The organism is Neobacillus citreus, from assembly GCF_018343545.2.
Taxonomy (GTDB): Bacteria; Bacillota; Bacilli; order Bacillales; family Cytobacillaceae; genus Neobacillus; species Neobacillus citreus.
Map to the genome: position 1 here is coordinate 1 of NZ_JAGYPE020000036.1, position 11487 is coordinate 11487.

At 43.0% G+C, this 11487-nt stretch carries 11 protein-coding genes and 1 riboswitch; of the genes, 3 read left to right on the top strand and 8 right to left on the bottom strand.

What is annotated here, in order from left to right; genetic code table 11:
• Positions 1-2308: DEAD/DEAH box helicase (locus KHB02_RS17990; RefSeq protein ID WP_241113940.1), on the top strand; the 2308-nt coding region annotated here is incomplete at its 5' end.
• A gap of 508 nt (positions 2309-2816) precedes the next feature.
• On the opposite strand, the gene KHB02_RS29930 is transcribed toward KHB02_RS17990, so the two are convergent.
• Positions 2817-3533, bottom strand: a complete 717-nt coding sequence (locus KHB02_RS29930) for an alpha-helical endospore appendage domain-containing protein (RefSeq protein ID WP_213148029.1) — start codon at positions 3531-3533, stop codon at positions 2817-2819.
• Between the two features lie 262 nt (positions 3534-3795).
• Positions 3796-4566, bottom strand: a complete 771-nt coding sequence (locus KHB02_RS18005; protein WP_213148028.1) for a GGDEF domain-containing protein — start codon at positions 4564-4566, stop codon at positions 3796-3798.
• Between the two features lie 124 nt (positions 4567-4690).
• Positions 4691-4776: riboswitch (ZMP/ZTP riboswitch) on the top strand.
• A gap of 51 nt (positions 4777-4827) precedes the next feature.
• Here KHB02_RS18005 and KHB02_RS18010 point away from each other — a divergent pair.
• Entirely contained in the window at positions 4828-5667 is an 840-nt protein-coding gene (locus KHB02_RS18010) for a bifunctional 5,10-methylenetetrahydrofolate dehydrogenase/5,10-methenyltetrahydrofolate cyclohydrolase (RefSeq protein ID WP_213148027.1), read from the top strand.
• A 359-nt stretch (positions 5668-6026) separates the two neighbouring features.
• Here the strand turns inward: KHB02_RS18010 and KHB02_RS18015 are convergent, their stop codons facing one another.
• The 3 genes from KHB02_RS18015 to KHB02_RS18025 all read right to left on the bottom strand — a co-directional run bounded on the left by KHB02_RS18015 (position 6027) and on the right by KHB02_RS18025 (position 9509).
• Positions 6027-6734, bottom strand: a complete 708-nt coding sequence (locus KHB02_RS18015; RefSeq protein ID WP_213148026.1) for a hypothetical protein — start codon at positions 6732-6734, stop codon at positions 6027-6029.
• Positions 6735-7287: 553 nt separating this feature from the next.
• Entirely contained in the window at positions 7288-8382 is a 1095-nt protein-coding gene (locus KHB02_RS18020; RefSeq protein ID WP_213148025.1) for a 3D domain-containing protein, read from the bottom strand.
• A gap of 680 nt (positions 8383-9062) precedes the next feature.
• The gene (locus tag KHB02_RS18025) at positions 9063-9509 is read right to left on the bottom strand and encodes a hypothetical protein (RefSeq protein WP_213148023.1); all 447 of its coding nucleotides are present in this window, start codon (positions 9507-9509) and stop codon (positions 9063-9065) included.
• A 217-nt stretch (positions 9510-9726) separates the two neighbouring features.
• Here KHB02_RS18025 and KHB02_RS18030 point away from each other — a divergent pair, with 217 nt between their 5' ends.
• Entirely contained in the window at positions 9727-10140 is a 414-nt protein-coding gene (locus KHB02_RS18030; RefSeq protein ID WP_241113941.1) for a helix-turn-helix domain-containing protein, read from the top strand.
• Positions 10141-10308: 168 nt separating this feature from the next.
• Here the strand turns inward: KHB02_RS18030 and KHB02_RS18035 are convergent, their stop codons facing one another.
• The 3 genes from KHB02_RS18035 to ssb form a co-directional block, all read right to left on the bottom strand.
• Entirely contained in the window at positions 10309-10485 is a 177-nt protein-coding gene (locus KHB02_RS18035; protein WP_213148021.1) for a hypothetical protein, read from the bottom strand.
• A gap of 328 nt (positions 10486-10813) precedes the next feature.
• On the bottom strand, positions 10814-10999 hold the full coding sequence (locus KHB02_RS18040; RefSeq protein WP_213118011.1) for a hypothetical protein: 186 nt from the start codon (positions 10997-10999) through the stop codon (positions 10814-10816).
• A gap of 26 nt (positions 11000-11025) precedes the next feature.
• Positions 11026-11487, bottom strand: a 462-nt coding sequence (gene ssb, locus KHB02_RS18045; protein WP_241113942.1) for a single-stranded DNA-binding protein, incomplete at its 5' end; no start/stop codon positions are given.

Consider the following 11487-nt stretch of genomic DNA (forward strand, 5'->3'; position numbering starts at 1 on the left):
TTTGGATAAGGTTGACCGTGAGCAGGCCCGCTGGGTACGGCTGTTTCCGTGGCTGGGAGACGGGGCATCGACGGATGCGGATGACGAGAGCAGCCCTGCGGCTTTGAAAACGGAGCTGACCGAGGAAGAAGCGTGGATGTTTTTGACGGACGCGAGCGGAACGCTACTGGCGCTGGATGTCGAAATCCTCCTCCCTTCCTGGTGGCAAGCGATGAAAAATGCCAATCTGCGCATAAAGGCGTCGCTTAAGGGGACGTCGAGCCACCGGCCGTCGTTTGTCGGGCTGGATGCGATGCTCGATTTCAACTGGCGCTTTTCAATGAATGGTGTCGATTTGTCCGAGGATGAGTTCCATCAGCTTGTCGAGGAAAAGCGGAGGCTCGTCTATATTCGCGGCCGTTGGGTGAAGCTCGACCCACAGTTCATTCGACAAATTCAGGATTTGATGAAACGTGCCGAAAAAGAGGGACTGCAGGTTCGGGATTTGATTGAGCAGGAGCTAGTCAATTCAGGTGAGGGCAGCGAAGAGGAACTAGAAAATCCAAAGGCGTTCGCGAAGATTCAGATTGAGCTGAACCGGCAGTGGAAGCAGATGGTGAAACAGCTGTCGGAGGCAAATGAAATTCCGCTTGTGGATGTGCCTGAGGGATTGAACGGAGAATTGCGTCCGTACCAGCAACTTGGGATGAGCTGGCTGTGGTTTTTACGACAGTATGGGTTCGGTGCTGTGTTAGCCGATGATATGGGACTCGGGAAGACAATTCAATTGATTTCTTATTTATTGAAGGTGAAGGATGAGGCTGGGGACGTGGTGAAGGTGGTTCCGGGAGATGTTTTGGAAGCGCCAGTTTTGGCTGATACGCTAGATAGCCAGGCTACGGAGCCTGAAACCGATGGCGGTGTTGACAATGTTTCTACCGTGGAAAGCCATGTCTTGGCGACTGAAACGGAAACCACCCCCGCCTCCCTGCCTATTGCGGCTACGACGGATTCGAAACCGCGCCGCAAGAAAAAAGAGGATGCCGCCCCTGCCAAGTTACCGACGAACGCAGCCTTAATCATCTGCCCTACCTCGGTGCTCGGCAACTGGCAAAAGGAAATTGAGCGGTTTGCTCCGGAGATGAACGTGTACCTCCACTATGGCTCGAACCGCCTGAAAGAGGCTAATTTTTCCGAAAAAGCTCAGGAAGTAGATGTGGTGCTTACCTCCTACGGCTTGAGCCATCTAGATTCCGAGGAATTCGAGTCCGTTCAATGGAGCACGATTGCCATCGATGAAGCGCAGAACATTAAGAATGCCCAAACGAAGCAATCCAAAGCGGTTCGAAGATTGCGCGGACGCCATCATGTGGCCCTGACCGGGACGCCAATGGAAAACCGACTGTCCGAACTCTGGGCGATTTTTGATTTTACCAATCATGGCTATCTTGGCAGCCTAGGCCAGTTCCAGAAACGGTACATCATCCCGATTGAAAAGGATGAAAAGAAAGATAAAATACAGCAGCTGCAGTCGTTGATTCGGCCGTTCCTGCTGCGGCGGACGAAAAAGGATGAGGAAGTCGCGCTGAACCTGCCTGACAAGCTGGAGCAAAAGGAATACTGCCCGCTTACGGCTGAGCAAGCATCGCTTTATGAGCAGCTTATCCACGATACATTTGAGCAAATTGAAAAATTGACTGGCTTTGAACGCAAGGGGTTAGTGTTGCAAATGCTGGGCCGCTTGAAGCAGCTGTGTAACCACCCTGCCCTCTACTTGAAGGAAAAGTCAGCGAGCCGGGAACTTCTCGAGCGATCTAACAAGTTGGAGAAGCTTGTCGAGCTGGTCGATTCGGTTTTGGACCAGGGCGAAAGCTGTCTGATTTTCACCCAATATATCGAAATGGGCGAAATGATTCGGAGTGCCCTGAAGAAGAAATTTGGCATCGAGGTACCATTTTTGAACGGAAGTGTGCCGAAGACGCAGCGTGATACGATGATTGAGCGATTCCAGAACGGGGAGTTCCCAGTGTTCCTGCTGTCGTTAAAAGCGGGCGGTACCGGGTTGAACTTGACGGCGGCAAACCACGTCATCCACTACGACCGCTGGTGGAACCCGGCTGTTGAAAACCAGGCGACCGACCGGGCCTACCGGATTGGCCAATCCCGCTTCGTGCACGTGCACAAACTAATCTGCACCGGCACGCTTGAGGAAAAAATCGACGCCATGCTGGAAAAGAAGCAATTTTTAAATGACCAGATTATCCAGAGTGAGAATTGGATTACGGAGCTATCTACGGATGAGCTTAGGGATTTGGTACATTTGGGGTAATGTAGTGGTGTCAGGCACCGCGCGTGGACATTTGTCCACTTGGGGAGGACAGCGGCTTTAGAGGCCGCTGTTTTTTTATTTCGTTTCTGTAAGTATAAAGCTCCTAATTTTTGTTAGATTAAGGTGGCTTTTTGTTTTTTTAATATTTCATAAAGCACTACACAACAATTATGTGAATTGTTTAACAAACCAATATAAAGAAACTAATTCTAATTATAAAAAATGTCATAATTGAAAATGATCGAATAAATAGTAGGAGTAGTTAAATGATGAATACAGAATGAAAGGATGGAATCATTGTGATCCCATCCTTGGTCTGTTTTTGTCAGGATTCCATAAAATCATGTACTCCTATTCCACTTTAAGTGTCATTTCTTTTCCTGTAAATCCTCCACGTACTTTAAGGACAAACCTTTTGCGTCAGCAGGGACACCAAAAACAATCTCCCCTTCTTGTGTTAATGCAAGTGGTCAACCTACCGTTGTAGTTGTTGATCTAGTTACAGGAGTTATCCCCCCCTCTGCACTGTTACAGTAGTTGTTGCACTTACAGGAGCTACTCCATCTGCAATCGCAGTGGCGATATTTGTAACAGAAGGTCCTGCCGAACCTAGCACCCTTACGACAACCGTTATAGTGGCAGAACTTGAAGGAGCAAGTGAAGGTGTTGTGAAGGTTACCAATGTTGGGTTTCCGGCTGGTGTTTCAGTAGTGGTAAATCCTACTGGGGCATTCGTTGACACAAGGGTGGTACTTGCTGGTATCGGCTCGGATATCAGTAAATTGGTTAGGGGTGCGGTTCCCGTATTTGACACCACAAATGTGTAGGTAAGCAGTTGCCCTACCTGCACAGGATTTGGCGCTGCCGCTTTCGTCATTGTCAGGGTACCAACCCCCGCTGGAGTTGTGGTGATAGTTGGGATTAAATCTAGGATATTTTCAAACTTGAACTCCAACAGCATTTCTTTCTTGATGACGTCACGAAGGGTCCTTTGAACACTTGCATCAATATCAAGAAGATTAGTCAATGAAACGGTTGCAGGGGAAAATGTAGTTCTTGTTGGGGTTAATGTACCAAGAACAAGTTGAAGTTTTTCAGCTTCTGCATTCAAAAGGTGAGCAAGAGCCAACTCCTCAAGAGCAACGGAAGCCAGTAACAATGGAACAGTTTGCCCCACACTAAGCGAAATGGTAGGCGTTATATTCGGTATGCCGGGTAAAGACACTACTCTTCATCTCCTTAAAATCATAGTCCTTGATATTCTACTGGATTTTTTTTAATGAGTTTGTGCAATTGTCCCTAATGGATAATTTTCTTTATCTTCATCGGCCCAATGCCCGATCTCCTTTTGCTAATCGTACTGGACTTACTATTGATGAAGTTAGAAGCATAGCAAAATCTAAGGAGAACTAAACATACTCAAAGTCTGAAAAGAAAAACAGCCCTTATACATTATAATGACTGTTCTTCCTTCCTAAGCCGCCTGTCTATCCCTTCCCGTCTTTTAAAATCCATTCGGGCGGCAGCTCAAATATAACAAATGTGTTTTTCCCTCGTAATTTAGCTTTATACATGGCGATATCCGCATTCTTTATTAACGTCTTTGCCTCTACACCGTGTTCCGGGAAAAAGGTAATACCAATACTTGTCGAAGTCATAATTTGATTTTCATCGATCGTAGCGGGCTTATTAATTTCATTGATGATTTTTTCCACAACCTCTAACACTAACGGTTTGTCTGTGTTTGGAAGGTAAATGATAAATTCATCTCCCGCAAAACGTGAGACCGTATTTTCTTTACCTATACAATCCATAAGTCGTACTCCTATTTCCTTCAATAAAAAATCGCCAACATCATGCCCATACGTATCATTTACCTGCTTAAACCCATCAATATCAAGTAACAAGACAGCACCAGTATTGCTTTTTCGCATAAGAGAATGGCTTAATTGCATATCAAAGTAACGACGATTCGAGAGCCCTGTCACGGGGTCATAATAGGCCAGCTCTTTGTACTTTTCTTCCGCTCTCTCTAACGTAATCCGTTGTTTCATCACAATAAAGAGGAAGGGCATAAAAATTAATACCGTAACAATAATGTCAATGATTTCTTCCATTCCATCCAACGGAATCTTCCAAATCCAATGAATGATTCGTTGCAATACAACTGCTTCTGAAACTTTTATAAACAGCAAACCTATTAATATCAAAATAATTTTAAATGACCATTTTATATACTTCTTTTTCTTTATTTCCAAATGAGTTTCTCTCCCATTTCTAATTTCCTTAAACAGATTACTAAAACAATAGTACAATATCAATTAAGGATTTATTCCATTGACATTTTGTACTTATATGTTATCTTTTACTTATAAAAAGCAAATGGGACACAGTTACTGACGACAAATGTGGAATTAACCACAAGGAAGCTGTGTTTTATACAGTGTCGGGTCGTCTGGGCAGAGATAAGGATTATATCCTTATCTCTTTTTTATTACATTTTTTCAGGAGGATTCGTTATGGAAAAAATCATTTTGGATGGAAATGTCGTTGCAACGGAAATTAAGGAAGGCTTGAAAGCACGAATTGAAGTTTTAAAAAATAAAGGCATCACACCATGCCTCGCAACGATTTTAGTTGGTGATAACCCCGCTTCAGAGACCTATGTAAGAATGAAAGGAAATGCTTGCAAAAGACTTGGCATGGAGTCTATTCGCGTGCAATTACCCGAAGAAACAGGGACTTTGGAGCTAATCGAAAAAATTAATGAGTTAAATAACGATCCAGCGGTTCATGGCATTCTTTTGCAGCATCCGGTTCCATCGCATATTGATGAACGCGCCGCGTTTGAGGCCATTGATATTCGAAAAGATGTGGATGGTGTCACAAGTGCAGGGTACGGGCAGACTGCATTAGGATTTGGAGAATACCCCTCCTGCACACCCGCTGCCATTATGAAAATGTTAGACTATTACCAGATTCCAATTGAGGGTAAACATGCTGTCGTAGTGGGGAGAAGTCCCATCCTAGGGAAACCTGTTTCTGCGTTACTTCTTAATGCCAATGCGACCGTTACGACTTGCCATTCAAAAACAGCCAATTTACCTGAAATCTTAAAGCAGGCAGATATTGTTGTTGCAGCAGTGGGACGGCCTAAATTTATTCAGGGAAGCTGGTTAAAGCAGGGTTCCGTCGTATTAGATGCAGGCTATAACAAAGGCAATGTTGGGGATATTGATTATGACACATGCTACGAAGCAGCAAGTGCCATCACCCCTGTTCCTGGCGGTATCGGCCCGATTACCATTGCGACCTTGTTGAAACATACGGTTGATTCCGCAGAAAAAATGTCGATCTAAGTTACAAACAAGCTGGTTTTCGGTTAACGGGTTTGTAAATAACAAACTAATTAACATAGGTTTTAACAGTAAATCAGCAATAGGAATGACAAGTAAAAACGCTCAGATTTTTTTCTGAGCGTTTTTTGGCGTAATCATTAGCAAAATTTTAGGTATTTCCCGGGAATTTGTTGAATTTTGAAGAATAATGAATTCGACTATTCGAAACAAAGTAATATCTGCTTTGATTTCATTGTGATATCGTCTAGGGGCTTGTCTGTATCGGGTACCGCTATAACGCTCCGATTTCATATTCAAAAAGAAGTTAATTGCACCTATATCGCATAGCGATACGAAACAAAAAAACTTAAATAGTCCCCTTATTTTCGGAATAACAAAAAAAGTGTCTCCCATATCCCTTTAGGTTTTTGTATCGCTTCCTCTAGACGTTTATTAAAATCATTTTGTGAATGCCATTCTTTTTTCTGTTCGTCACGCATATTTTGTATTTCTGCTTGTAAGAATTCGTTCATTTGTTTTTCTTGTTCAAGTAATGTTTCATATTGGGTCATTTGTTGTTCAGATAATTTTTCTATTTTAACCTGAGTTTTTTGCGCCGAATTTGCAATATTAGAACTTATGCTATGATGATCTTGTTGTAACCGAGAAACCGCAGTTCTAAGTTGTGACATATCGTTTGTTAGTTGGACATTCATTTCACGCGTGGCTGCGAGCTCATTGACTAAAAACCTTAATACCTCTTTTAATTGATTGGGGTCTTCGGGTAAATTTTCATATGTATCGGATACCGCTATCTCTGTTTCATTGAATTGTTCTAGTCTTTCTTTTTGTTGATATACAAGGTCTTTAGCTGTATCATCTAGGGGCTTGTCTGTATCGCGTAACGATATAAGTGCTTCGAGGTCGGATTGAACAAAGATACGCCGATCGCCATCTTTTAAAAACTCATATCCATTTCGCTCTAAAATTTGGCCATACTTTCGGACAGTGGGTGTTGCAATCCCCACTTCTTCCGCCACTTCTTTGGAAGAGAAAGCTCGCTCATTCGGTTGTATATCACGTCTCATATCGGACCTCCTATTCAATTACATTATGAAAGTATTTTCGATTTATTTCAAGCTATATCGCCCAGCGATACAAAGCTCCTTTCTGGAGGAACTCTATTAAGGATGACGCTTGTTTTTGATTGAGGTTCTCAACCGCCACAACGCCCTTTTTAGCCTCCTTCAAGTTGTGTATTTTGTTTAAATGCATATCGCCGAAATAGATATCCAATAATTTTTTTAAAATACGCCAAAGCCTTTAGCTGTATCGTCGTATCTTCTAGGGGCTTATCCGTATCGGGTAACGATATACGCAAGTCATATCGCCCAGCGATACTAAACACAAAAGCAACCCTTTCATCTATGGTTATGAAAGTCAAAATTCCACATTAAGTATAGTTCGACAAACTTGGACAAATTTCCTGCAAGAACTGATATTGAATATATTAAATGGTTTCTGCTTGATTCGAAGTCATTTTTCATTGTGTGACCAACCAAAGTATTCGAACCTATATAAAAAGACCCGGCACGCTCCAGTACCGGGTCTCCGCTTCACATGAACTTTATTTTTCAAAAATCAATTTAAAATAATCAGCTTGACGGTTCTTCTGCCCCATACTCTTGCTTCTGCACTGTTTGGCTTGAGGATGTCGATGCGGTGGCCTTTGATGGCGCCGCCAGTGTCTCCGGCAATCGCTTCACCGTAGCCTTCGACCCATACACGCGAACCAAGCGGGATAACAGACGGATCGACTGCAATCAATTTCATATTTGGATTGGCCTCGATGTTATAACCCATTGCCGTTATCGAGCCTGAATCCTCGTGGCTGTAAGCGGTTGCGGTTACGTACATTTCCTTGCCGCTAATGCCTGCGCTAGAGGTATCCTGCGCTGGGGCTGGGCGTGCGCTTGCCTGCTGCTGGGCAATTGCCGCTTGAATTCCGGCCATTTGTGACTGGATTTTCGCTTTGTCCTGCTCGGCTAGCGCCAATTGTTGCGTAATTTGATTATATTTATCCTGCATGGCCGTTAGGACTTCCTGACGCTTTTGCAGGTTTTGGTCAAGTTCAGCTTGCTTTGCGGCAAGAACGTTTTGCTGCTCCAGTAAAACCTGTTCTTGCTTATCGATTTCCTTCTTGTCGTCTTCAATTTTCTGAAGGTCTGCCTTTTGGGAATTCAAAATGTCCTTGTCAGCATCCATCAATGTCGAGACCGCGCTTGCACGCTTAATGAGATCGGAAATGCTTTCAGATTCTAAGAATACGTTCATGATGATATTGAAATTGTCACTTTGCTGCATGGCCACGGCCCGCTTTTTCATGATTTCGCTCCGGCCGAGGATTTTGTCCTCAAGCGCGACAATCTCTTCTTTCTTTTGTTCAATCAGCTGGTTCACTTCGTCGATTTTGGCCTGAGTTTGGGCCATTTCTTCTTGGTTCTTTGTAATATATGCATATATTGAATCTAGTTCTTTCTGAATTCCTTGTATTTCTTGATTAACAGCTTGCTGTTCTTGTTTCTGCTGATTAACAATTTGCTGTTTTTCTTGGAGCTGCTGTTGAGCATTGCGAAGTGCTTCACTGCTTGTTTGTGCATATGTAACCATGGTGCCTGATGCGTATGTAGCAATTGTAAGTACTACTAGTAAAATACGCTTGATCGTGGATTGCATATACTCCCCTCCTATTAATCTATTTATAACAGACAAACTTACCAGTTATGTTACAAAAATATTAAAAGAATATCACAAATCGACTTAAACAGGATAAAAATGGCTGTTTTATGGCAAAAAAGCGTCATAATTCAAAAATTTGGAGGCTTTTTGGAAAATGGTGGATAAGGATGTCAAGCACTGTACGTGGACATTTGTCTGTGTGGGGTGGACACTTCCATTTAGGTGAGAGTCCAGTATTGGGGCTGAAATTTACCTTTTTTAAAATTTACTCGTCGATTTCGTGAATTTACTCGTCAGAAATTAGGATTTACTCGCCATCTATTGGCTTTTACTCGCCGAATTTCAGGATTTACTCGCCAACCCCCATCTCAAGCGGACCCCAACTACATAAAAAGCCAGGCGTCCAGCCTGGCTCAGGTAATTTTTCAATGACCTTTTTGAAGTGATTTCCATTTATTTGGATATAATTTCCGATTTGGTGAGTTTACTTTCCAAAAGGGGATAAATACTTTCCACTTTTATCATTTTTCTTCCGCCTTCTTGCCAGATACTTATCGAAAAACCTGATTTACTTTCCAACTTGATTTTCAGATGGAATCCATCCCCAAAAAGAAAAGGCAAAAGACTTGGCCAAGTACTCGCCATCTTTTGCCCTTTTAAGGTGGTTCCCGCTAAAACTACAATTTCCGAAGTATTCCTCCTTCTAGTTTAAAACAATCACTAGTATCTTTAAGTTTCTTTTCCGCCGACACGGTACGCCGTTTTTTCCTTATTAATAGACTTGTTTTTTCAAAAGGGAAATGTCGAAGGGCTGTCACTTTGCTTCCTTCAATTAGAACAAAGTGACTCAGAATCTCATAGATTACCTCCTCCGGTAGATCTTTTTCACCTACTAGAATCTGTATTTTATTTTCGTTGTATATTATTTGGAAGTCTTGATCACAGAAATTGATGGGCATTTTCCCACCGTTTTCAAGGGGGATATATTGGTATGAGGGGTTCATAGTTGTGTGAGATAACTGAAATGAAAGTATAAATATGTCAATAAAGCTAGGTTTTCTTTTTAATCGCCATTCCTTGCTGCTAATTTGTTCACCCACTATTACTAAAAAAGTTTTTTCCATGAAAGACCTCCTGTTTTGACATTTATCTACACCGTTTCATATTATTCGACAATAATTTTAATATTCCTTTTCAATAAAATTGAGGAAATCATATTTTTTATTCAACGTGCACTCTTTTCACGACACTCGATGTGAAGGATACGCACATTTAGACTATGGGCCATTTTTTCCCGTTAAGGTAAAGTCAGGATTTGTTTTTATGATGGCGGTGAAAAGGATGTCTCTAGCGGAAAAATTGAAGAAGCTTCGTGATCGGCAAAACTGGTCTCAGGATACGCTGGCCAGCATGATGAATTTGCATCGCTCGACGATCAGCCGATTTGAGAACGGCCGCAGCGTACCCACTTATCAAACATTGCTGCAGTTTGCGGAAATTTTTAAAATAGACAAGGATTATTTGCTCGGGGAGTTGAATCAGGGCGATTTCTCACAGGTGGAGCCAGGCTTTCTTACCAAGGAAACCCTGGAGAATCCCGATTTGGCAATAATTTACGAGTTGCTTCAAAAAGAGCCTGAGTTAAAGAAGGCCCTGGTAGAGCTCCACTTAATGGCACCCAAGCGCCGGGCGTTTTATGCGGATATGATCGCGAGCCTTGTTAGGGCTAATAAGCGGCATAGGGATAAGATTTAGCGTGAGGTTTTAGAAAATCGAAGAAGCCGCTGACACGAGGTCAGCGGCTTCTTTTTAAAAAACAGGGGGTTTTGCTATTAGTATGGCCAAATCGTGGGTTTTTATACCAATCCCAAACTGAACATTAAAAAAACCTCTAAAAAGATAGAGGTTTTTTATAAAATAATATCAAATTAAGCCACGTTTTTTATTTTTATTTAAGCTTGTAATTGTGTCCATAATAATTCGTGTGTTTTGTTTAAATTGTCTGTTCTGTTGTTCAAAATACCTTTTATTTTCGTCAGCAGTTCCGGAGGCTATATGGATAACTTTTTCCTTTTCAAATCGAGTTTGTTTTTCACTCATTAATGTAACCCTCCCAACAATCTCGTGACAAAACCACGATATAACTGTGATTCTGAATTAAGTATAGCATCAAATACCACTCTTTGGAAAAGCCCCAGAATTTGTTCTAAAAAAAATTCCGGCAAAAAACTGCCGGAATTCCAAAAATGAGGCTGGTTCAGGAGAGATGTTTGATTCTCTTTTTACAATGCAGGCAGTTCGGGGAAATTGGTTGAGAATCGTGACCGACATACTTTTCTTGAGAAGCAGGCAGTGGCACCGCTGCCTGCATTTACTTTTACCAATATCTCCGCCAATCCAAGGTCGTCGTCAAAGTGAAACCCCATTATTACGAGTAAATCCGAATCGGGCTGCGCTCCCTTTTTTCCTGTTGCTGTTCCTTGATCAGCCATTCCAACTGGCTGACCCGCAGCTGCAGGCTGTCGACCTTTTGATTGGCCTTTCCAACCATTTTTATTAACGTTTCGAGTAACTGCTCGAGGTTGTGGACGTATTCTTCTTCATGAGCACCCAAGGTTGAGCCCCTCCTTTTTCCACCACTTAAAATGGTAATGATGCAGCAACCGATTCAGCTGTTGGGGCTGGCCCAGGTGCAGCAGCCTGGGACTGGCCTGCTGCACCCGAAGTTCCGGATGCCGCGACTGAACTTTGTCCAGGGGGATTCGCCCTATGCCCATTTGTCGCACCTGAAACCGACGCCGTAGACCCCGCTCTAGATTCCCCGGCCACCGCCCCCTGCGGCTTCGTACTCAAAAACCGAATCGTTTCCGCCACGACCTCTGTTACGTATACCCTTTTTCCATCCCGCCCGTCATAATGGCGGGTTTGCAGCCGTCCGGTGATCCCGACGACCGCCCCTTTTCGACAATATTTGTACGTGTTTTCAGCGGCATTTCGCCACAGGGTGCACTGCACAAAATCCGTGTCAAATTCGCCATTGTGATTGCGGAAGTTCCGGTTCACCGCCAGGGTAATGTGCGATACCGGCGTTCCCTCCGTCGT

What these genes read in the sequence shown, in the direction of transcription:
- KHB02_RS18010 (WP_213148027.1), top strand. Translation starts at nt 4,828, where the DNA reads ATGGAAAAAATCATTTTGGATGGAAATGTCGTTGCAACGGAAATTAAG.
- KHB02_RS18020 (WP_213148025.1), bottom strand. Translation starts at nt 8,382, where the DNA reads ATGCAATCCACGATCAAGCGTATTTTACTAGTAGTACTTACAATTGCT.
- KHB02_RS18030 (WP_241113941.1), top strand. Translation starts at nt 9,727, where the DNA reads ATGTCTCTAGCGGAAAAATTGAAGAAGCTTCGTGATCGGCAAAACTGG.
- KHB02_RS18015 (WP_213148026.1), bottom strand. Translation starts at nt 6,734, where the DNA reads ATGAGACGTGATATACAACCGAATGAGCGAGCTTTCTCTTCCAAAGAA.
- KHB02_RS18035 (WP_213148021.1), bottom strand. Translation starts at nt 10,485, where the DNA reads ATGAGTGAAAAACAAACTCGATTTGAAAAGGAAAAAGTTATCCATATA.
- KHB02_RS18025 (WP_213148023.1), bottom strand. Translation starts at nt 9,509, where the DNA reads ATGGAAAAAACTTTTTTAGTAATAGTGGGTGAACAAATTAGCAGCAAG.